The sequence below is a fragment of the Cytobacillus gottheilii genome (assembly GCF_900166665.1).
Taxonomy (GTDB): domain Bacteria; phylum Bacillota; class Bacilli; order Bacillales; family Cytobacillaceae; genus Cytobacillus; species Cytobacillus gottheilii_A.
The window spans coordinates 2,384,877-2,408,248 of sequence record NZ_LT800494.1 but is presented as its reverse complement, the minus strand read 5'-3'; the positions used below and the strand labels follow the sequence as shown (position 1 = coordinate 2,408,248).

The following is a 23,372-nucleotide window of genomic DNA, read 5'->3' as shown; positions in this document are numbered from 1 at the left end:
GCATAAGCCATTTGCCAAAACGAAATAAATAGATAAAATAAAGCATAGACGTTCCATGTCAATATGGTAAAATACCAACATCGAACGTTTGTTCCTAACTGTGGAAATTTCATCTATTTTAAAGGAAAATGCTTTTCTAAAAACGAATACGATACGAATGCTCTAGTAAAAAAATAGACCAAGAGCAGGCACAGAAAGAAATGATCCTCCTCTGCTAAAGAGAATGCGCGGGAATTTCTTTCTTTTGGAAGTATGAAAGGGGTATGATTGTGGCAAGAAATCAAGATGCTTTTGATTATAATGATGATGCCATACAAGTGCTGGAGGGACTGGAGGCTGTCAGAAAACGGCCTGGAATGTATATCGGCAGTACAGATAACCGAGGGCTTCATCATTTAGTATATGAAATTGTCGATAATTCAGTTGACGAAGCACTTGCTGGCTTTGGAGACCATATTATTGTCAAAATACATAAAGACAACTCCATAAGCGTTCAGGATAAAGGACGCGGAATGCCTACTGGTATGCATAAGATGGGAAAACCGACACCAGAAATCATTTTAACCGTGCTTCATGCAGGCGGTAAATTTGGCCAAGGCGGATATAAGACGAGCGGCGGTCTCCATGGTGTTGGTGCATCTGTCGTAAATGCTCTATCAGAATGGCTTGTTGTAAAAATCCGCCGTGATGGCTTTGTGTATGAGCAGCGGTTTGAAAATGGCGGTAAGCCGGTTACAACGCTTGAAAAGGTTGGGAAAACCAATCAATCTGGAACCATTATTCATTTTAAACCAGATCCAACCATCTTCTCAGCAACCACCTATAACTATGAAACGTTATGCGAACGGTTAAGAGAATCGGCGTTTTTGTTAAAAGGAATGAAAATCGAAATTATTGATGAACGCAATGCTGTACAGGAGCTTTTCCATTATGAAAACGGGATTGAAGCGTTTGTTCAATATTTAAATGAAGAAAAAGATGTGCTGCATCCGGTTGTCAGCTTTGCAGGGCAGCACGGCGGCATTGAAGTTGATTTTGCTTTCCAATTTAATGACGGCTATTCAGAAAATGTTTTATCATTTGTCAATAATGTCCGTACAAAAGACGGCGGGACACATGAAGCGGGAGCTAAGACGGCAATGACAAGAATCATTAACGAATATTCCCGTAAAGTAAACCTGCTGAAGGAGAAGGATAAAAATCTGGACGGCGCCGATATTCGTGAAGGTTTTACAGCGATTATCTCTGTACGTGTTCCTGAAGAACTTCTGCAGTTTGAAGGCCAGACAAAAGGAAAGCTCGGAACAAGTGAAGCCCGCTCTGCGGTAGACTCTGTTGTGTCAGAGCATTTGTCTTATTTTCTAGAGGAAAATCCGGAAACAAGCTCGCTGCTGATCAAAAAAGCTATTAAAGCGTACCAAGCCCGGGAAGCGGCTAGAAAAGCGCGTGAAGATGCCAGAAGCGGTAAAAAACGCAAAAAAGGCGAAGCGGTACTTTCAGGCAAATTAACACCTGCTCAGTCACGTAATCCCCAAAAGAATGAATTATATCTGGTAGAGGGTGATTCTGCCGGAGGTTCTGCCAAACAAGGGCGTGACCGCCGTTTCCAAGCAGTGCTCCCATTGCGAGGCAAGGTTATAAATACGGAAAAAGCCAAACTCGCAGATATATTCAAAAATGAAGAAATCAACACGATTATTCATGCGGTTGGTGCTGGTGTTGGTGCTGATTTTACCCTTGAAGATGTCAATTACGATAAAATCGTCATCATGACAGATGCTGATACAGATGGAGCGCATATTCAAGTGCTGCTTTTAACTTTCTTTTACCGCTATATGAAGCCATTAATTGAAGCAGGCAAAGTGTTTATCGCACTGCCTCCTCTTTATAAAGTCAGCAAAGGCTCCGGCAAAAAAGAGCAGATTGAATATTCATGGAGTGACGATGATCTTCAGGATGCAATCAAAAAGATTGGCAAAGGCTATATGATTCAGCGCTATAAAGGACTCGGTGAAATGAATGCCGATCAGCTCTGGGAAACGACAATGGATCCGGAAACAAGAACATTGATCCGCGTAAAAATTGATGATGCTGCCCGTGCTGAACGCCGTGTTACGACCCTGATGGGAGATAAAGTCGAGCCGCGCAGAAAGTGGATTGAAACAAATGTTGCTTTTGGTCTTGAAGAAGATGGAAGCATCCTTGAAAATGAAAATATTTCTGTTGCAGAGGAGGGTGTTGAAAGTTGAATCCTGCAGAAAAGTTTCGTGACCTTCCGCTTGAGGATGTCCTCGGTGACAGATTTGGGCGTTATAGTAAATACATTATCCAGGAGCGTGCTCTGCCGGATGCACGTGACGGGTTAAAGCCGGTGCAGCGGAGAATTCTTTACGCTATGCATGTCGACGGCAATACACATGATAAAGGCTTCCGTAAGTCGGCGAAAACCGTCGGAAATGTAATCGGTAACTATCACCCGCATGGTGATTCTTCTGTTTACGATGCGATGGTGCGGATGAGTCAGGACTGGAAGCTTCGTAAGCTGTTAATTGAAATGCACGGAAACAACGGAAGCATTGATGGTGATCCGCCAGCAGCAATGCGTTATACAGAAGCTAGGTTATCGCCTATCTCTGCTGAGCTGATCAAAGATATCGAAAAAAGAACAGTTGATTTTATCCCAAACTTTGATGATACGTCAGAAGAGCCAACTGTGCTGCCTGCCATGTACCCAAATTTGCTGGTGAACGGTTCAACAGGTATTTCTGCTGGTTATGCAACTGAGATCCCTCCTCATCATTTGAATGAGGTCATTGATGCAGCGATTCACCGCATGGACAATCCAAGTTGCTCTGTTGATGATTTAATGGAATACATTAAAGGACCAGATTTTCCAACTGGAGGCATTATCCAAGGTGTTGAAGGCATCCGGAAAGCATATGAAACAGGCAAAGGGAAAATCATCATTCGCGGAAAAGCGGATATTGAAGATTTACGCGGCGGAAAAAAGCAAATTGTCATTACAGAAATCCCATATGAAGTCAATAAAGCCAACCTAGTAAAGAAAATGGATGAATTGCGCCTTGACCGAAAAGTTGAGGGGATTGCTGAAGTGCGTGATGAAACAGACCGCACCGGGCTGCGAGTTGTGATCGAACTGAAAAAGGATGCAGATCCAGAAGGTGTTCTGCACTATTTGTATAAAAATACCGACCTGCAGATCCCATACAATTTTAATATGGTTGCCATTCATAATCGTCATCCAAAGCTGATGGGGCTCCGTCAGCTGCTTGATGCATATATTGGCCACCGCAAAGAGGTTGTTACACGCAGAACTGAATTTGAACTGCAAAAAGCAAGAGCCAGACAGCATATTGTAGAAGGATTAATGAAGGCTTTATCAATTTTAGACGAAGTCATCACTGCCATCCGCGCTTCAAAAGATAAACGTGATGCGAAGGATAACCTAATCAGCAAATTTGCTTTCACAGAACCACAGGCGGAAGCGATTGTCTCATTACAGCTTTATCGATTAACGAATACAGATATCACTGCACTGCAGGCTGAGGCAGAAGAGCTTGCTGCCCAAATTGAAGAATGGTCCTCCATTCTTGAAAGTGAAAAGAAATTACTGCAAGTGATTAAAAAAGAACTGAAAGACGTTAAAAAACGATTTACAGATGCGCGCAGAACAAGAATTGAAGCGGAAATTGAAGAAATTAAAATCAATCTGGAAGTACTGATCGCAAGCGAAGATGTGATCGTAACTGTCACAAAAGAAGGATACGTTAAACGTACAAGTCAGCGCTCGTTTGCTGCTTCAAATGGACAGGATTTCGGCATGAAGGATTCAGATCGCATCATTTCTCAGCTTGAAATGAATACAACGGATGTTGTTCTACTATTTACGAACAAAGGAAATTATTTATACTGTCCAGTTCACCAGCTGCCGGATATTCGCTGGAAAGAGATTGGCCAGCATATTGCTAATATCATTCCGATTGATCGTAATGAATCGATTATTAAGGCAGTTCCTATGAAGGATTTTAATACGAATGAATTCCTTGTATTTGTTACGAAAAACGGGATGGTCAAGAAATCTGAAATCAGCGCCTACCAGGCTCAGCGTATTTCAAAACCGCTTGTTGCCATTAATGTAAAAGGCACTGATGAGGTCGTAGATGTTCATAAGACAGATGGAAATACACAGCTCTTTCTTGTTACACACCATGGTTACGCTCTATGGTTCCACGAAGAGGAAATCAACATTGTTGGTGCAAGAGCGGCAGGTGTTAAAGGAATTAATCTAAAAGACGGCGATTTCGTTACAGGCGGAAAGCTGATTGAAAATGAAAGAGAGCAGTCTGTTGTGATCGTGACACAGCGCGGTTCGATCAAGCGAATGAAGCTGACCGAGTTTGAAAAAACTTCACGTGCTAAACGCGGCGTCGTGGTTCTAAGAGAGCTGAAATCAAATCCGCATCGCATTATTGGATTTGTGGTCGCCAAAGCGACGGATGAAATCTCCATTGAATCTGAAAAAGGGCATGTGGAAGCTGTGCAAGCTGCAGATATTCGTTTTAATGACCGTTATTCTAACGGATCTTTTATCATCGATGAAACAGACAGCGGCAAAGCAAATAAAGTATGGATCAGCAGGCAGGCAGATCAGTAAAAACCAATAGACTGGGACATAAGTATTTAACACGACCATAGGACTGAATGATTAGGAAGTTGATCCTTCTAATCATTCAGTTTTTTTTAGTTTAAAATATAACTTTTAATTCTTAAATCATGACATCACAAACTATTTGTAAAACACTCGGTTCCAAATCAAATGTAGGTGCTTTTTTACATGGATTACAGTCGTATAACATTCTTTTAAAATGTCTGACTGTTATATAATTCCTTGTGCTAAGCGGTTTCATCTGATAAATTTAAATAGTATTGTTATATGAGTATAAGAAACATTTAAAACAACAAGCTATTTTCGGAGGAATTGTATGGAATGGATTGAGTTAGCAGTCGGAGAACTAAATGATGTAATGTGGACGTATATTTTAATTGCCGCCTTACTTGCAAGCGGATTATTCTTCAGCATTAAGAGTAAATTAGTTCAGTTTAGACTAATTCCTGAAATGTTCCGCATTTTAGGAGACAAAGCGATGATCTCTTCTGAAGGAAAAAGAGGCATTTCGTCGTTTCAGGCTTTTTGTATTAGTGCAGCTTCTCGTGTAGGGACAGGAAATATTGCAGGAGTAGCAACTGCTATTGCAGCCGGTGGACCAGGTGCTGTCTTTTGGATGTGGCTTATTGCCTTTCTTGGCGGTGCTTCGAGTTTTGTAGAAAGTACATTAGCGCAGATTTATAAGGTGAAAGACCAAGACGGCTTCCGGGGCGGTCCTGCCTATTATATGGAAAAAGGACTCAATAAGCGCTGGATGGGGATTTTGTTTGCTGTTATTATTACTTTCTGCTTTGGATTTGTTTTTAACTCCGTGCAGTCCAATACGATCGCTTTAGCATTTGAGGATGCATTTGGCACAAACCAGACCGTGGTGGGCATTGTTTTAGCCGTCTTAACAGCTGCTGTTATCTTTGGCGGTGTTCACAGAATTGCTAAAGTATCTCAAATTGTCGTACCTATTATGGCCGTAATTTATATTATATTGGCTCTAGTGATTATGATCATGAATGTTACTGAAATCCCAGCTGTGTTTTCTCTGATCATAAAGAGTGCATTTGGATTAGAAGAAGCGCTTGGCGGTACTATGGGTGCGGCTGTCATGATGGGCATTAAGCGCGGTCTCTTTTCAAATGAAGCCGGAATGGGAAGTGCGCCTAACGCAGCGGCAGCGGCAGCAGTCAGCCATCCTGTTAAGCAAGGATTAATTCAGACACTTGGTGTTTTTGTTGATACCATTATTATTTGTTCAGCAACAGCGTTTATCATTATTTTATCTGGCGATTACATGAACTCAGATCTGTCAGGTGTACAATTAACTCAATCTGCTCTGTCTGTTCAGGTTGGTTCATGGGCTTCGGTCTTTGTCGCAGTAGCTATTTTCTTATTTGCCTTTACCTCGGTTATTGGAAACTATTATTATGGTGAAACCAATATTGAATTTATTAAGAAAAGCCGCATAGCTGTGTTTGTTTATAGATTAGGTGTTATCGTAATGGTTCTATTCGGTGCAGTGGCATCGCTCGACTTAGTATGGAGCCTTGCTGACCTCTTTATGGGTGTAATGGCCCTCATAAACTTAACAGCCATTGTTCTTCTCAGCAGAATAGCCTGGGCTGCCTTAAAAGACTACCTGGAGCAGCGTAAAGATGGCAAAGATCCAGCCTTTTATCGTGATTCAATCCCTGGATTAAAAGGAATTGAAAGCTGGGAAGTAAAAAGTCAAAAAGAGAAAGAATAAAATTTTGACAAGAGGCTGGGACATAAGTATTTAACACACCCATAGAACCGAATGGTTAGGAAGTCATCTTTCTAATCATTCGGTTTATTTTTTATGAATATAAAATATATCTTATTAACTTGAGTGAAATGGAGCGGAGGACACTCGACTCCTGTGGGCAATAGAGGAAAGGGTGAGACCTCGCAGAAGCTTTGCTTCGAGGAGGCTCAGCTTGTGATCCCACGAAAAAAACAGGGTCTGCAGCGCAATGGAACGGGCTTGTTTAAATAACCAAATTAAGATATTGAATATACGTGTTTTAAAAGATTAATTTCATTTTTGTCCCAGCCTCTTTTTCGTTTGGTAAAAGTTGGTGCCATCATACATGTTTTTTCCATAAATGGTTATCATAATGAGGAATAAGCATGAAGGAGGCAAACAAATGCGTAAAGAAGTTATGATTCCGCTTGCTGCAGTGTTTTTCTTTTCCCTGTCAGCGATCACGGCGGCTTTTGCCAATGAAAATGATAAAATGAATACGGTTTTTGAAGCAGAACAAGATGTTTCAGGAGATGGGAAACCCGACTACATTTATATAAACGGACTGCCGTATGATGAAGGAGCAGGCTTTCTAAAGGAAACGAAACTTGAAATACAGGCCAGCAACGGCAAAACATATACAAAAGAACTAGCAGCCGGATATGAACCAAGCATTGTTTTCGAAGACTTAAATCATGATGATGTAAAAGATATGCTGATTATGATTCCAACCGGAGGCAGTGGAGGTTTATCACATTATTTTTTATACACTTTAAAGGATTTTGATTTAAAGGATTTAGGTATTCCTGAAGGGTTAATTGCAAGCAGTCAGTTTTTAGATGATTACAAAGCAAAACTTGAAATACAAGACACAGGACAAACCTTTGAATTTGACTTGAAAGAAAGGAAAAAAGAATATGACCGCCTTGGCTTGTATCAAAACGGAAAGATAAATGAACCATTAGAATTAATGATTGACGCTTATGGATCCTTGAAACCCATCCTCTTAGAAAACGGGCAATATGGTTTAAGAGCCGTGCAGGGCATTAGTGGTGCTTATCATGCAGATGGCATTGGCTATATAGAATCCACTTGGCTGTATGAGGAAGGCAAATGGGTGCTTCAAGATGTAAAAGTGATGAAGAACCTAAAATAAGCGTTGTGCAACACACGAAGCGGCATGGTGTAAAATGTCACACATTTTAGGCGAATATCATAAAATAGGGCAACGGTAGTAAATACGTTTATAAAGGAGCCGTTGCCCATGGAAATGTTTAACCCATCTCAGCTGCATGTTACTTATTTACCGCCAGCAACCGCATTTCGTCCAGTGGAACGCAGAAAATATACACTTACACATAGTGACGAAACTGGAGAGTTATTTTTATCAATTGGCCATGAATACGACGTCAGTTCATTGAATCTGAATGTGAGGGACGAATTAGCTGCAGAATGGCTTCCGCAGCTTGGTCAATATGTGCTTGCAGGCAAATTCCATATAAGTAATGGGGACTTTGATCAGCAATACGCTCATGCACGTTATCTAATTTTCCAGCGGGAAGCTGATCGCGCTTTATCCGCGCTTATTTACGGAGATCGAGAGTTTTTCTCCCATTATCCTTGGCTATTAGACTCGCCCATTTATATCTATTTCGAATCTGTTTATCCAGAATTTCATAAAATGATTTATTATGGCACACCAAGGCAGTATTTACAAAAGGCTGCGGATGTAGTAACAGCCAGCACATGAATAAGAGCACTTATAACGGATAAGATAAAGAAAAAGGAGGCCGTTTATAGTGCCAAAAGAAAAAAATTTAAAAACACCTAATAAGCTAAGTTATGAATCAGACGGACAAATGGGGAAAGAAAAGCAGCAGAAACATGATAAAACGACTGAAGATAATTTGTTTTTTAATAGTACACAAGATAGTGAATAAGATTTAGTAAGCAGGCACAGATTGTGTCTGTTTTTTTTTGAAATATGAGAGTTGATAATAATTTTATTATGTTAATTAAGGATACGATTAGAGAGATAGAAAATTTTATCCTTTAAAGTAATAAACAAATATTGCTGAAATTATTGAAATTGTTAGAAAAAAGATTTATATTGTAAAGAAACTATTTTAAGATTATGCGAATATAGCATAATAGGAGGTTTCTAAACATGAGTGATTCTCAAATGAGAAGTGATATGATTAAAAAAGGTGTAGACCGCGCACCGCATCGGAGCTTACTGCGGGCAGCAGGTGTAAAGGAAGAGGACTTTGGCAAACCGTTTATCGCTGTATGCAATTCTTACATAGATATTGTTCCAGGACATGTTCATCTGCAGGAATTCGGAAAAATAGTGAAAGAAGCCATTCGTGAAGCAGGCGGTGTTCCTTTTGAATTCAATACAATCGGCGTAGATGATGGAATAGCAATGGGCCATATCGGCATGCGATATTCCTTGCCAAGCCGTGAAATCATTGCCGATTCCCTTGAAACAGTTGTTTCTGCGCACTGGTTTGACGGGATGGTTTGTATTCCGAACTGTGACAAAATTACACCAGGTATGATGATGGGTGCGCTCAGGGTAAACATTCCAACGATGTTCGTCAGCGGCGGACCGATGAAAGCAGGAGTAGATTCGAGTGGAAAACCGTTATCCTTAAGCTCTGTGTTTGAAGGTGTCGGTGCCTATGAATCTGGTAAAATCAATGAAGCACAGCTGCAGGAAATCGAACAGGTTGCTTGTCCGACATGCGGATCGTGTTCAGGCATGTTTACAGCAAATTCAATGAACTGTCTTGCAGAAGGACTTGGATTAGCGCTGCCTGGGAACGGAACGATTCTGGCTGTATCTGAAGAACGGAAAAAATTTGTCAAACGTTCTGCAGTGCAATTAATGGATTTGATTAAAAAGAACATTAAACCACGGGATATCGTGACAATTGACGCGATTGATAACGCATTTGCATTAGATATGGCAATGGGCGGATCTACGAACACGGTTCTTCACACATTAGCACTTGCACATGAAGCAGAAATTGAATATCCAATCGAACGAATCAATGAAATTGCCAATAGAGTTCCGCATCTCGCTAAGATTGCACCAGCATCAGATTACCATATCGAAGACGTTCACAATGCAGGTGGCGTAAGCGCGGTAATCCACGAATTGCTGAAAAAACCAGATGCACTTAATGGTGATTGCCTCACCGTCTCAGGAAAAACACTTAGAGAGAATGTAGAAGGCTGTGAAATTCTGGATCATAATGTAATTCGTCCGATGGAGAATCCTCATAGCGAACGCGGAGGTCTTGCCGTCTTATTCGGAAATCTAGCTCCAGAAGGTTCCATTATTAAAGTAGGAGCAGTAGATGAATCTGTAGGCGGCTACCATAGAGGGCCAGCCATTTGCTTTGATTCTCAAGAAGATGCTTTATCAGGCATTATTACTGGTAAAGTTCAAGAAGGAAACGTCGTTGTTATTCGCTATGAAGGGCCGAAGGGGGGACCAGGCATGCCTGAGATGCTTGCACCAACCTCACAGATCGTCGGCAGGGGTCTTGGAGCAAAAGTAGGTCTCATAACAGATGGACGCTTTTCTGGAGCCTCACGCGGCATCAGCATCGGTCATATTTCACCTGAAGCAGCAGAAGGCGGACCAATTGCATTTGTTGAAAATGGGGATATGATTGAACTGGATCTGAACAATCGTACCATTAACCTGGAAATTGCTGACGAAGAATTCGAAAAACGAAAAGCAAACTGGAGAGGCTTTGAGCCAAAAGTGAAAAAAGGCTATCTGGCACGATATTCAAAACTTGTTACAAATGCTAGTACAGGTGGCGTAATGAAAATCTAATAATGACAAAAACTCGATTTCATAATGGAAGTTTAGCACCATTTGGAAATCGAGTTTTTGCTTAGAAAAAATTGTGAATATGGTTATGAGAAATAGTTTAAAATCTGGCAACTAACAATAATTGACTTTCGGAGCGAAAAAAATAATAAAGTTTAATACATAAATCTCTGTGAAGTATTTTATAAGGATTAATTGTAAAATTTCTTTTCTGTCTCACTAACTTGAGTATACTTAGGTGTTGAGACAGGAAATCCAGTTTAATTAATTGGTTCCGATAATATATATTATGTAAACTAGAATTAAAACATAATGATTAGCCCTTATATACTTCTTCTTTATTCATTAGCAACAGCAAAAAATTTACGATGATGTGATTCCATTATAAATTGTTTTCAGTTCTGAACCTTAGTGTTTAAAATTAAACAATTTTTATATTCTTAAGCTCAATCCGCTTTTCTGTTTTCTTTTTCTTCCATTTCAAACCATTCTTCATGAGTAATGCCAAATGGGATTCCGCCCTCAGTATAACCCGCATTAAAAGCAAAATTTCCATCGGATTCAATAAAAATGTCACGATTCGTTATATTCCGGTCAAATTTTTGGCATTGCCTGCATTGATGATTACGATAACATTTTTTTGTTAAGAAAGCGGTCACATTCACAGCAATAATGACGGCTTTTTCTCTTCGCCCCAAAAAAAATCTCTCTGTTTAAAAACGTTTCACTAGATGCATTTAAAAATATCCATATAATAATGTTTACCAATCCCAATTCGGACTTGTTAAGTATTCAATTAGCGTCAATTTCTGAGCTGCTGTCAGCTCGTCCGAACAAGCTGAATTTGAGTTATAGCCTTTTTCTTTTACCTCTTTATATGTCGTTTCTTGAAGGTAGTTCGTCGCGCCTGACTCTTCAAAACATGGCGGTGCGATATATGTACTTGTATTATGATCAATAATCATTCTTGTATCACCTGGTGGATTAAAAGTAAATGGAACATAAAACAATATAATTATAGATAATACTAATATGATACTGACAATTCTTATCATTTTCATCTTTTAATTCCTCTTATCTCTATATGAATTTAATGTTTAACGTGTTTGAAAAACCCTATTGCTTTCAGCTTAGATTTTATCATAATTTAAAAAACCTTGCCGCATAACATCCAGCAAGGCTTACTGAGTTATAGTGGAATCGGTAAACTTTAAAAGAAACGTCATTTAGCCTTAATCCTTAGTAACATTTTCTTCAATTAAAAATCAACTATCCTGCATTCAACGTATAAATTATCATTGTCGTCTTCTCTGATTTCAATCAAATAGCTACCATAGTAGTCTTTACCGACTTCCTGCTGAATTTCTAATGTTTCTTGCCATTCGTTCATGCTCATAGATAATGCATAATGGTCCTCTAAAAGGTTAAAACCTTGTGGAATGATGGCAATGATTTTTCTGTCTGCAGGTTTAATCCTTTTGATGCTTGCTGACCTCGGAGCACTTTTACCATTTACATAAAAGGTAAGGTTGCTCAATGTTTTTGACGTCTCATTATCTATAATTAACTTTAACCCCGTAGCCGATCCAAAGAACATGAGGTTCATCTCCAATCTAAAAGATCATTTATGTACCTTATATACGTGTAAATGGCGAAAGGGGTTTCATTAAAGGGTGATTTATCAAAAATTGGCTTGGATTATTAGATCTAAGAAACCTCACTACTTCTCTACTGTCTTCGCAATGATTGCTCCCACAATTAATCCCCAAACAGGAGCACTTATATGAAAAAAAGATACGTTTGATAGAGCGATCGCAAAAGCAAATACGGCACTTAGCTGATATTTCCTTTCTGAAAAGCCCAGCTGCAGGCTAGACAGTAAAACACCTATTAATGAGAAGCCTGCAAGCATCGCTACAAACGATTGCGGAAGAGACTGAATGAACGGTACAATCTTCCACGCAAAGATCCCAAAAAGAATGGTTAATAGGCCTGATACCATGGACGCTATATATCGTTTCGGTTTTTCTCCAGCTGCTTCATTTGAGCAAATCGCTGTCATCATGCCGCCAATATTTGCACTTTGTCCTCCAAAAAAACTTGCAATGACGGAAAATATTCCACTAAATGAAACAACTTTTTGAATGGGCGGGTCGTATTCTGAGCTTTCCAAAGCTCCGATGCCAGCAGCTACATCATTGCTCAAGATCAGCAATGCTAAAGGCAGAGCGATGGTTAAGATGCTGGTCCATGAGAAGTCTGGCATCTGTATAGATGGAATGGTAAAAGGAAGGTCATTTAAAGCAATATGCAAATCCTCTGTTAAAAATAAGCTTATAAATGCTACTATAACTGTTATTAACACAGCTGGGATACGCTTAGAGAATCTGGTGCTTATAAAGAAAGTAACCAATGCTGCACTGCCTACGATCGGCAATAGTTTAATATTATGGACAATCTGCAGAACATAATTGGCCACTAAGCCTGCAAGCATCGCGGCAATGACTTCTTTCGGAACCCATTTCATAATTTTTGTAAAAACACCTGAAAACCCAACCATTGCAATGAGCAAGCCGGAGATCACATAGCCGCCGATTAACTGCTCGTATGTCACATATGGAGTCACAGTCACTAGGAAAGCAACACCTGAAATAGAATGAGCTCCAGTGATTGGAATACGAAAAATGAATGGCAATAAAATCCCAAATAAGCCTCCAAAAAAATAGACAGAAAAAATCCAGTTGATCGTCTGCTGATTTGTGAATTGCCCCGCTTCAGCCGCTTGCAAAATCATTAATGCAGGACCGGTCATAATTAATGTGAATGATATTAAACCTGATGAAACATTTTTGCTACTTATATCTTGAATAAATGGTTTTCTAGTACCACGCTTAAATGAATTATTTTGCTGCTCTCCCTCTAAATTCTGAGAATGCTGACTCATTTCCTACCCACCCTGCAGTAATTTCCTTTTTATTTTTTATCGCTCTATTTGTGAATAAATTAACAAATAAAGATAATTAGATGCTATTTCTGTTCTCTTACCTGTAGTATAAAATAGGGTGAATTATAGTCAATATGTACAAAAAAAATAATTAAATTGTAGCGTTTTCAATTTGAAAAAGGGGCAATTTGTTCATGAATTTGTCATAAGAGCTTACGAAAAATGATTCTCGTAAATTTCACCACTAAGAAATTAAAACACCATTCACCTGGAGTTTAACTTCGGTAAATGATGTTTTTAAGTTGTATCTTATTCATAAAAAATTCTCTTAATAAAACCTAATATATACGCCCAAGGCAATCAATGAAACGACTATTACAATTGCATAAATAATCGTCAGATTGGCTGTATTCCGTTTAGTGGATTGACGATAATTCTCATCACTTTTTCTTGTTAAAATTAAGGTTCCAATTAATGAAAGAACTAATATTAAAATAACAATTGCTATTAAAAATTCCATATCCCACCTCTTTATATTTACTATACCATTTACTCTGGACAATTTGTATTCCCTTTCATGGAATTTCAGGAGGTGGATGCTGAAAATCTCATTGGCTTTTTGCTTATCTGGCGTAAGCAGCCTGCAGAAATATTTAATGTGTTTGTTGAAGAATCTTATCATTTCAAAAGGAATTTCAAGCAGAAATGTTAGAGTTAAAGTTTGATAGTAAAATAAAAAAGCCTAATTTTCAGCTTAGGCTTTTACAACTTTTTATCTTAGATATTCATGTTCCATATATTATAAAAGGCTAACCATTGTCGCTTGTCGTTGGTTAGCCAATGATTGTTTAGTTTGTTTCTGCCTGAAGTTTATTTATTAAGCGACAGATGTTTTCTACTGTAAAAGTCAGATTTTTTTCTCCTTCTTTTAAAGCTTCTTCTAATTGAACCGCACCTTTTAATATACCAAAAATGGAAGTAAATCCCGTGTCGTAAAGAGGTTCCACGCCTTCACCAATTTTACCGGCTACAGCAAAAACAGGTATATCGTATTTTTTTGCAATGGTTGCGACTCCATATGGTGTTTTCCCAAAAATGGTTTGAGAATCAATGCTTCCTTCACCAGTAAAGACATAGTCTGCGTCTTTTACATGTTCCTCTAACCCAGTATATTCAATGACAAGTTCAATGCCCTTTTTTAGTCGGGCATTCAAAAAGGCCAATAATCCAGCACCTAGACCACCTGCTGCACCTGCTCCTTCCATGTGAGCAATATCCAGATTAAGTTCCCTTTTCACTAGCTCTGCAAAATGAGCAAGGTTTCGGTCGAGTATTTCAACTGTTTCTGGTGTTGCTCCTTTTTGTGGACCGAAAATAGCAGATGCCCCATTAGAACCAACTAACGGATTGCTTACATCACAAGCCACATCAATTTGAACATCTTTTATTCTGCTGTCTAATCCACTGATATCAATTTCAGCTAATAGGTCAAGTGCACCGCCGCCATATGCTAGTTCTTCGCCATTTTGATCTTTAAAAGAAACCCCTAATGCCTGCAGCATGCCTGCGCCAGCATCGTTTGTGGCACTGCCGCCAATTCCTATTAAAATTCTTTTTACTCCTGAGTCAAGGGCATGCTTGATCAGCTGTCCTGTTCCATATGTTGTTGTAATTAAAGGATCTCGCTCTTGTGATGAAATTAATTCTATTCCGCTCGCACTTGCCATCTCGATCACGGCGATTTCACCATGGTCAATGATTCCATATTCGGCTGTTACTGTTTCACCTAATGGACCTACCACTTCAACTTTTACGATATCTCCATCTGACATCGATGTTAGTGACTCAACCGTCCCTTCTCCTCCATCAGCCATAGGAACAATTGTACATTCTGCATCAGGAAAAACTGCGTGTATTCCTGATTCAATCGCAGTAGCAGCTTTTTTCGCCGTCATACTTTCTTTGAATGAGTCAGGTGCTATTACAAACTTCATAATCATCGTTCCTTTACATAGAAATCGTTCCTGTTTTCATCATTTTTTCATTTGCTTAAATGGAAGAAGGATGACCTAAGCCATCCATCTTCATATATTAGCGCACAAGGCATGGGCGCTTATTGTCAAATTTCCAATTTGGGATGTAGAATTGCATTCCGACTGAATCGTCACGTGAATTTAATCCCATGTTATGGTAGAGTTCATTAGCTTTTTGGATTTGTTCCATGTCTACCTCAACACCAAGACCTGGTTTGTCTGGAATCGTCAAATAGCCATCTTTGATTTGGTATGGATCTTTTGTTAAACGCTCAATTCCTTCCTGCCAAATCCAGTGAGTATCAATAGCCGTTATGTCGCCAGGAGCAGCTGCTGCCGCTTGTGTAAACATTGCTAAGGAGATATCAAAGTGATTGTTTGAGTGTGAACCCCATGTTAATCCCCACTCATGACACATTTGCGCTACACGTACAGAACCCTGCATGGTCCAGAAATGCGGATCTGCAAGTGGAATATCAACTGACTGAAGGGAAATCGTATGACCCATTTGTCTCCAGTCTGTTGCGATCATGTTCGTTGCTGTTGGAAGACCTGTTTGTCTTTTGAATTCAGCCATAACTTCTCTTCCGGAATAACCATTTTCAGCACCACATGGATCTTCAGCATATGCTAGAATTCCGTGCATATCTTTACATAATGAAACTGCTTCTTTTAATGACCATGCGCCATTTGGATCCAGTGTAATTCTTGCATCAGGGAAGCGCTCTTTTAATGCTTTGATTGCTTTAATTTCTTCTTTTCCCTCAAGTACTCCGCCTTTAAGCTTGAAGTCTTTGAAGCCATATAATTCTTGAGATGCTTCAGCAAGTTTTACAATTGCTTCTGGTGTTAATGCTTCTTCATGACGAATGCGGTACCATTCGTTTTCAGCATTTTCATTGCTGTAATAAGGTAAATCGGTTCTATTACGGTCTCCAATATAGAATAGATATCCTAATGTTTTTACTTTATCACGCTGCTGGCCTTCACCTAAAAGTGCTGCAGCAGGTACATTTAAATGTTTTCCTAAAAGATCTAATAAAGCTGCTTCAATAGCTGTAACAGCGTGAATGGTGATCCGCAAGTCAAACGTTTGCAAGCCGCGTCCGCCTGAATCACGATTTGCGAATTCTTTTCTGACATCATTTAAAATTTTATTATAGTTTCCGATAGAAGCTCCGATCACAAATTTCTTGGCGTCTTCTAATGTTGTTGTGATGCTTTCGCCTCCAGGTACTTCTCCTACACCGGTATTTCCATTGCTATCCTTTAATATTACTATATTTCTCGTAAAATAGGCACCGTGTGCACCGCTTAGGTTGAACAGCATACTATCTCGGCCAGCTACAGGATACACTTCCATTTCTGTTACGACAGGTGTTAATACGGTTTCTTTTAATGTATTCATGTTCACCGCTCCAATTTATTTTATTAGGTGGCAGGGAAACTGATCTCCCTGCCCATATTTAGGTGTATTATTTGCTTACTTCAGTGTTAGCCAATTTCTCATAGTATTTCAATAGACTGCTATGATCTTCCATTTCGAATCCGTCTTGTTTTAATGTATACATCATTTCGAGTACTGCTGCTGTTAATGGCGCTGGAGAACCATATTCATGGCTTGTTTCCATTGCATTTGTTAAGTCTTTGATATGCAGGTTGATGCGGAATCCCGGGTTAAAGTTGCGGTCAAGCATCATTGGCGCTTTTGCATCCAATACTGTGCTGCCTGCTAATCCGCCGCGGATCGCCTGATACACAGCTTCAGGATTTACACCAGCTTTTTGAGCTAAAACAAATGCTTCTGATACAGCTGCAATATTTAACGCAACAATCACTTGGTTTGCAAGCTTTGTCACATTACCTGCTCCAATTTCACCAACATGTACAACAGATCCAGCCATTGCTTCTAAAATTTCTTTCACATCTTCAAATACTTCTTTATTACCGCCAACCATAACGGAAATCGTTCCATCAATTGCTTTTGGCTCTCCGCCGCTTACTGGTGCGTCCAGCATTTGCACCCCTTTTTCAACTAGTTCTTTATTAATTTCCTGAGAAGCTTTTGGAGCAATTGAGCTCATATCGATAAAGATCAGACCATCACGAGCGCCTTCAATTAAGCCGTTTTCTCCTAAAGCAACTTGTTTTACGTTTGGAGAATTTGGAAGCATCGTAATGACTACATCTACTTTTTCAGCAATTTCTTTCGGAGTGGACGCTGATTCAGCACCTAGTGATTCTAATTCTTTTACTGCATCTTTATTAAAGTCACTTACAACTAGCTGATAACCAGCTTTAATTAAGTTTTTACTCATAGGTTTTCCCATAATTCCTAGTCCGATGAATCCTACTTTTTTCATTGTTCAATCACTCCTACTATTTTTTTAAAGATTTATATTTAAAGAGTTATTTCTAACTCCTTAAAACGATTTAATGTTATCCAACAAATACATTTAAGATTAGTACGCCAATTAAACCTAAGATGGCAAGTGCTGTAGTATAGGTTGTTCTTGATTTCAAGGCGTCTACTAATGATAGGTTTAGGTACTCCTTATACATCCAGAAGCCTGGATCATTTACGTGTGAGAAGGCTACGCTTCCGCTTGTTACTGCTAGAACCATGAGTTCCATGCTGATGCCGGACGCCTGAGCGATTGGCAGCACGATACCAGATGCTGTCATAACAGCTACAGTTGCTGACCCTAATGCAATCCGTAAGATGACTGCGATTAGCCAAGCAAGGATAATCGGTGATATATCCCAGCCGCTGGTGATCTGCTGGATATAATCAGATACACCGCTTTCTACTAATATTTCTTTAAATGCTCCGCCGGCACCGATTACAAGGATGATCATCCCCATCGGTTTAATAGCATTGGAACATGAATTCATAACATCTTTTAAGCTTCTTCCGATTTTAGGTCCTAATAGATAGAATGATAGAAGCAATGCCAGCAATAATGCGATTGGTGCTGAACCAAAGAATTCCATATAGTGTCTAAAAGTGTTTCCTTCCGGTAAGAAGATTTCAGCAATAGCCAATATTGCCATCAAGAATACAGGGATTAAAGTCGCTGAAACACTTGCAAAAAATCCTGGCATTTCTTCTTCTGTAAACATCTTTGTTGTAACTAATCCTTCTGGGATGCTCGGATTTAAACTTCTAACGAAAGGAAGTCTTGGCCATAACAGGGCGATAGCTGTTCCGACTGGGATGGCAATCATTAATCCATAAAGCAGTGTTACACCTTGACTGGCTCCAAAAACGCCTGCTACAGCTGCTGGGCCTGGATGTGGCGGCAGGAAGCTGTGTGTTGTTGACAATCCTACAACCGTTGGCAGTGCAACCCAGAGCAAGTTTAGTTTCGTTTGCCTTGCAATTGTGAAGACCAAAGGAATCAGCAGTACAAAGGCTACTTCGAAGAACATGGTGATTCCTAATATATAAGCTGCAATGAGCATAGCGATTTGCACTCGTTTAACGCCCATCTTATCGATCAGTGTATTGGCAATCTTCTGAGCCGCTCCGGCATCCGCCATAACGTTACCAAGCATAGCTCCAAAACCTAGGATTAGAATTAATTCATCAATCTGACCGCCGATTCCATGTGTCATTGATTCTAGTATGTGATTTAAATCCATTCCCTGCAGTAAACCCACTAATATAGCCGCTAACAGTAAAGCGATAAATCCATTCATTTTTAAAGGAATCATTAAAATAAGGATTAAAACAACACCAAGTGCCGCATAGAGTAATGGCATGGCTAATTCCCTACCTTTCTAGGTTTGTTTATTAGTTAAAAGAGTTATAGAGCTCTAAATCTTTTAAAACGTTTTCTAGTATCAGCCTGCTCTCCGGACTCATTTCTGCTGATGGTGCAAAGGCATAGCCTACATCGATGCCAACCATTCTTAATCCTTCTTTTAAAACAACCGGGAATGTAGCTTTATCTACTGCTAAGCGCAATGGAGAAAGTTTAAATTGTAATTCCAATGACTTCTTATAATCCTTTTCAACAAATGCATTGTAAATGTCCGCAACCAATCTTGGAGCAATATTCGCTGTACTTGCAATCGCACCAGTTGCGCCATGACATAATCCTGCGTAGATCAGAGTGTCACGTCCAGCTAAGACTGAGAAAGTATCTCGATCCGTTACTCTTAAATACTCGATCATTTTTGTCATATCTCCGCTGCTGTCCTTTATTCCGACGATATTGTCAATCTTGCTCAGTTCTGCACAAGTGTTTACGTCAATCTTCACTTGTGTGCGACCTTCATTCCCATATAGGATTACCGGCAAGTCAGTTGATTTCGCAATTTCAGCAAAGTGAGTAGTTAGTTCCTGCTGATTTGGTGTCATAAAGAATGGAGTTAAAACGGATAATGCTGCTACCCCTCCGACATCCTTAGCCATTTGAGCCGTTTCAATGCAATCCCTTGTCGTGATTTCGCTTGCTCCGCAATAAATAGGTACTCTGCCTGCTGTATGTTCAACAGTTACTTCTAATACCCGGCGTTTTTGTTCCTTTGTCAGGCCATAAATCTCACCGCTGCTGCCAAGAACAAATAATCCGTGGACACCTTCCTGAATCGTATAATCGATTACCTTCTTTAAAGAATCCTCCATTACATTTCCGCTTTTATCTAACGGTGTAACAAGTGCTGGCAGTACTCCTTTTGCTTCGAACATGTTAGTTCCCCCTTTTGGAATTGGATAGATCTAATGTTTGTTGAATTTTTGAGATTTGCAGATGGCTGCTTCTCCTGTTCCTCAGCTTTTCTTACATTATCTAGATATTGTTCAAGTTCCTAACAACCTTTGAGAAATATTTCACAAGTTCATTGTAAACGATTACTACGTAAACTTCTTTAGGTAATCGTCTGAATTTTTTCAGTGTTTTTTATGCATTTGCCTAAAAATTACATATATTCTTGCAACCTTGTATTTTGTCAACTTCAAACAGGTGAACATATTATTACGAATTAACGAACTTATTGATTTAAAGCCATTCGGAAGGCAGCCGCTTACAAAATTTGCATTATACTAAAGATATAAAGTTCCACCTTCTATTCCTAACTGCAAAGGGTATTTAGGCAAATTCACATATATTTGTAGAAGGAGATGTTCGTATGCGAATTGATAATGTGCTAGCTCAAAAAATATCAGATAAAGTAATGACGGTTATTCCATATAATGTGAACATAATGAATGAAGAAGGATTAATAATCGGAAGCGGTGAAAAGGAGAGAATAAATACCTATCATGAAGGAGCCATTAATTCTATAGAACAAAGCAGGATGATTACAATATATAAAACAGATCACTCCAGTAAACCTGGTGTGAATATCCCGATATATTTTAGAAATAGGATCATTGGGGTCATCGGTATAAGCGGAGACCCTAAAATCGTTGGTTCTTTTGCTGAACTTGTTCGAGTTACTGCTGAGCTGCTGATCAATCAGGAGTTTTTATTTTATGAAAGAAGAGTTAAAGAACAGATGAAAGAGGAATTTTTATATCAATGGGTCTTTCGTCAGGATGAATATGATGAATCATTTACCAGTAATGCGGAAACCTTTGGCATTGTTCTTAATATCCCAAGAAAAGCGATTATTGTTAAAGGAAAACAAGTAAGAGAAATGACTTTAACAGAACAAGAGTATTCTCTTAGATATAATCAGCATATGGTTTTATACATTGTGCCGGAAAATAGTGATTTTATCAGAAGGTTAGAAGCGAGCAATTTAGCTAAAGGAACATTAGTTGGGATAGGAGGTTCATATACTCATTTAGCGAAATCAATTCAAGAGGCTCAGCGTGCGATTGAAATTGCAGATAAAATGGGATTATCGATCATTTACTGCTTTTATGACGAGGTTCAATTTATTGATTACCTCACAAATCGAGATGGTGACCTCCATCATATCGTTACGCTTATTGAGAAAATGGATAATAGCACAAAAGGCAAAGAACTAATTGAAACCTTGCTGAGTTATGTTAAGCATAACGGTGACATGAATGAAATTGCAGCAGACCTTCATATCCACAGAAATAGTCTTGCCTATCGCCTGCAGAAGATTGAAACCCTGACCGAGAAGAATCCAAAACATTTTATCGATTTATTTGAGCTTTTTACTGGTTATATCTTATATAAATTTCTTTTTGATACGGATACAACCAGCGATTAGATACCTTTTTACACTTCTATCTCCAATACAAACAGCTGAAATAGAAAGCGGATTGTTATATACGCTTCAAGAGGTACATTCTTTTTAAAGAAACATTATTTCAAGAATCATTCATATAAAAATACTTCCTGAGGCGTTTCTATTTCATTGATCGATGATATACTGATCACCGGCATTATATTTCCATTCATACTTCCCTTCTGAATGGTTCCTTTAACATCATACCACTTCCCTGTCGGCAACTTCTGCACGTCCCCTTCCAGCATATAGCCATATACACTGGAATCAGCCACACAGCATGTCATAGACTGTCTCGCAATGACCGCTTCATAATCGTTAAAATCACTTTCACGATAAATAAATCCTTGAATCAGAATGCTCACTCCTTCTAGTTGATCCAATTCTGAGTTCATTGCTTGCATCACTTTAAAGTAATTATCATCATTAACAGTAATTTGGTTCGTCTGTTCATTATAAATTTCACCCAGCAAAACATCATCATATAAGTTCGGTGAAACAGTACTGATGATTCCTCTATTTGCTAGCGAGGCAGCATTCAATTGATAATCTTCCGTTACAAAAGAAAGACTGATGGATGCTAAAAACACACCATAAACCGGATACTCCTTCCATAAATTTTTATGAGAGTTAACGGACAAACAATTACACTCTGCCATTCCTTCTTGATTTGAACGAAACAGCCTGTACATTCCTAATAACAGTAAGACAATAAAGGCAAAAAGGACAAACGGCATCATCTTTGGTGCCATAATATAAGCCATATTCCCAGTTACATACAGCTTGAAAATCACCAGGCTTATGGATATTAAAATGATGCCCTGTAATTGCTGCTGAAAAGAAACATGCAAACGCTCTTCAGAATTCAAACCAAACCCTCCTTTAAAAATACACCTGTCAGCATACACAATAAAAAGACAACCACAGTCACAATGAAAATAAAGAAAAGTACAAATTTCGTCTTAAAACTAGCAAGCATGACAAGTGTGTTTTTCAAATCAAGCATCGGTCCGAATACAAGGAAAGCAAGAATGGAATGCTGTGGCACTACATGCTGAAACGCTGCCGCCACAAAAGCATCCGCTTCAGAACATAGAGATAATAAGTAGGCTAGTCCCATCATAAGAGCGGTGCCAATGACTGGATCTGAGCTTGTCTCTATTAAAGAACTGCGGTCGAGGTACACTTGTGCGGCACTGGCCAAAAGCCCGCCAATAATGAAGTATTTACACACTAAGAAAAACTCATCAATACTATGATTCATAATATGATTAAATCTTGAATGATTATGATGATGATGGTCAGATGCTGAAAAATCGTTTTTAAGCTTACGCAGAATGCTGCCGCCTTGGAAAAATACATATATGATTAGAGACACCGTTAATGATGCAGCGATGCATAGAACCATTCTGCCCAAATACATGCCGGGTTCGCTTTGAAAGGCATAAAACGTGGAACCAAATACAACGAAGTTGAGGATCGGTGCTGCTGTTAAAATAGCTATTCCAGCATGAATCGGAACTCCTTTTTGAATCAGCCTGCGGACAACTGGAATGATGGCACATTCACATACTGGCGTAATAGCAGCAATCAAAATAGCAGCAACTACAGCCAATACAGGTTGCTTAGGTATCCATCTTTTTATGTAGTCTTCAGTAATAAACTCGTGAATAATGGAAGAAAAAATGACGCCGATCAATAGAAATGGAATGGCCTCCATGAAGATCCCAATAAAAATGATAAAAATTGCCTTTAACTCTCCTTGAAGAAGATTCTCAAGAAAGGAGAAGCCTTCATGATCTCCAAATAGGAATAGAGACATCATTAGAAATAATAGAATTGTAAATAATAAATTCCGTACGTTAGAGATTACACTCATATCAATCTCC

The 23,372-nt window shown here is 39.1% G+C and carries 20 protein-coding genes; 8 read left to right on the top strand and 12 right to left on the bottom strand.

Going from position 1 to position 23,372, the window contains the following annotated elements:
- Window positions 1-269 precede the first annotated feature (269 nt).
- From parE to ilvD, 7 genes are all read left to right on the top strand, one after another.
- Window positions 270-2,249 (top strand): DNA topoisomerase IV subunit B, encoded by a 1,980-nt coding sequence (gene parE, locus B7E07_RS11885; protein ID WP_080846066.1) that lies wholly within the window; start codon window positions 270-272, stop codon window positions 2,247-2,249.
- Window positions 2,246-4,675 carry a DNA topoisomerase IV subunit A gene (parC, locus tag B7E07_RS11880; protein WP_080846065.1) on the top strand — a complete coding sequence of 810 codons (2,430 nt, stop codon included), beginning with the start codon at window positions 2,246-2,248 and terminating at the stop codon, window positions 4,673-4,675. Before parE ends, parC begins: the two co-directional genes overlap by 4 nt.
- A 328-nt stretch (window positions 4,676-5,003) precedes the next feature.
- The gene (locus B7E07_RS11875; protein WP_080846064.1) at window positions 5,004-6,425 is read left to right on the top strand and encodes an alanine/glycine:cation symporter family protein; all 1,422 of its coding nucleotides are present in this window, start codon (window positions 5,004-5,006) and stop codon (window positions 6,423-6,425) included.
- 421 nt (window positions 6,426-6,846) lie between these two features.
- Window positions 6,847-7,599: a hypothetical protein gene (locus B7E07_RS11870; protein WP_080846063.1), complete on the top strand. Its 753-nt coding sequence runs from the start codon at window positions 6,847-6,849 to the stop codon at window positions 7,597-7,599.
- Window positions 7,600-7,707: 108 nt separating this feature from the next.
- The gene (locus B7E07_RS11865) at window positions 7,708-8,193 is read left to right on the top strand and encodes a staygreen family protein (RefSeq protein ID WP_080846062.1); all 486 of its coding nucleotides are present in this window, start codon (window positions 7,708-7,710) and stop codon (window positions 8,191-8,193) included.
- Between the two features lie 49 nt (window positions 8,194-8,242).
- A complete protein-coding gene (locus tag B7E07_RS23750) occupies window positions 8,243-8,383 on the top strand; it encodes a hypothetical protein (protein WP_176215187.1) in 141 nt (46 codons plus the stop codon).
- 242 nt (window positions 8,384-8,625) lie between these two features.
- Window positions 8,626-10,296, top strand: a complete 1,671-nt coding sequence (gene ilvD / locus B7E07_RS11860) for a dihydroxy-acid dehydratase (protein ID WP_080849181.1) — start codon at window positions 8,626-8,628, stop codon at window positions 10,294-10,296.
- 443 nt (window positions 10,297-10,739) lie between these two features.
- Here the strand turns inward: ilvD and B7E07_RS11855 are convergent, their stop codons facing one another.
- The 10 genes from B7E07_RS11855 to dapA all read right to left on the bottom strand — a co-directional run bounded on the left by B7E07_RS11855 (window position 10,740) and on the right by dapA (window position 19,966).
- Window positions 10,740-10,991: a hypothetical protein gene (locus tag B7E07_RS11855; RefSeq protein WP_080846061.1), complete on the bottom strand. Its 252-nt coding sequence runs from the start codon at window positions 10,989-10,991 to the stop codon at window positions 10,740-10,742.
- A 63-nt stretch (window positions 10,992-11,054) separates the two neighbouring features.
- A complete protein-coding gene (locus B7E07_RS11850) occupies window positions 11,055-11,354 on the bottom strand; it encodes a hypothetical protein (RefSeq protein WP_080846060.1) in 300 nt (99 codons plus the stop codon).
- Window positions 11,355-11,551: 197 nt separating this feature from the next.
- Window positions 11,552-11,890, bottom strand: a complete 339-nt coding sequence (locus B7E07_RS11845; RefSeq protein WP_080846059.1) for a hypothetical protein — start codon at window positions 11,888-11,890, stop codon at window positions 11,552-11,554.
- A 123-nt stretch (window positions 11,891-12,013) separates the two neighbouring features.
- On the bottom strand, window positions 12,014-13,237 hold the full coding sequence (locus B7E07_RS11840; protein ID WP_080846058.1) for a benzoate/H(+) symporter BenE family transporter: 1,224 nt from the start codon (window positions 13,235-13,237) through the stop codon (window positions 12,014-12,016).
- Window positions 13,238-13,565: 328 nt separating this feature from the next.
- On the bottom strand, window positions 13,566-13,919 hold the full coding sequence (locus B7E07_RS24445; RefSeq protein WP_257391442.1) for a hypothetical protein: 354 nt from the start codon (window positions 13,917-13,919) through the stop codon (window positions 13,566-13,568).
- Between the two features lie 166 nt (window positions 13,920-14,085).
- Complete coding sequence (locus B7E07_RS11830; protein WP_080846056.1) at window positions 14,086-15,231, bottom strand: glycerate kinase family protein; 1,146 nt, start codon at window positions 15,229-15,231, stop codon at window positions 14,086-14,088.
- Window positions 15,232-15,328: 97 nt separating this feature from the next.
- Window positions 15,329-16,678 carry a glucarate dehydratase gene (gene gudD / locus B7E07_RS11825; RefSeq protein WP_080846055.1) on the bottom strand — a complete coding sequence of 450 codons (1,350 nt, stop codon included), beginning with the start codon at window positions 16,676-16,678 and terminating at the stop codon, window positions 15,329-15,331.
- A 67-nt stretch (window positions 16,679-16,745) separates the two neighbouring features.
- Window positions 16,746-17,633 (bottom strand): 2-hydroxy-3-oxopropionate reductase, encoded by an 888-nt coding sequence (gene garR, locus B7E07_RS11820; RefSeq protein WP_080846054.1) that lies wholly within the window; start codon window positions 17,631-17,633, stop codon window positions 16,746-16,748.
- A 76-nt stretch (window positions 17,634-17,709) separates the two neighbouring features.
- On the bottom strand, window positions 17,710-19,035 hold the full coding sequence (locus B7E07_RS11815) for a gluconate:H+ symporter (protein WP_080846053.1): 1,326 nt from the start codon (window positions 19,033-19,035) through the stop codon (window positions 17,710-17,712).
- A 31-nt stretch (window positions 19,036-19,066) separates the two neighbouring features.
- Entirely contained in the window at window positions 19,067-19,966 is a 900-nt protein-coding gene (gene dapA / locus B7E07_RS11810; protein WP_080846052.1) for a 4-hydroxy-tetrahydrodipicolinate synthase, read from the bottom strand.
- Between the two features lie 440 nt (window positions 19,967-20,406).
- Between dapA and B7E07_RS11805 the strand changes: the two genes are divergently transcribed.
- The gene (locus tag B7E07_RS11805) at window positions 20,407-21,465 is read left to right on the top strand and encodes a CdaR family transcriptional regulator (RefSeq protein WP_080846051.1); all 1,059 of its coding nucleotides are present in this window, start codon (window positions 20,407-20,409) and stop codon (window positions 21,463-21,465) included.
- 107 nt (window positions 21,466-21,572) lie between these two features.
- Here the strand turns inward: B7E07_RS11805 and B7E07_RS11800 are convergent, their stop codons facing one another.
- A complete protein-coding gene (locus tag B7E07_RS11800) occupies window positions 21,573-22,352 on the bottom strand; it encodes a TIGR03943 family putative permease subunit (RefSeq protein WP_176215185.1) in 780 nt (259 codons plus the stop codon).
- Window positions 22,349-23,362, bottom strand: coding sequence for a permease (locus tag B7E07_RS11795; RefSeq protein ID WP_080846049.1), 1,014 nt, complete (start codon window positions 23,360-23,362; stop codon window positions 22,349-22,351). Before B7E07_RS11795 ends, B7E07_RS11800 begins: the two co-directional genes overlap by 4 nt.
- Between the last annotated feature and the right edge of the window lie 10 nt (window positions 23,363-23,372).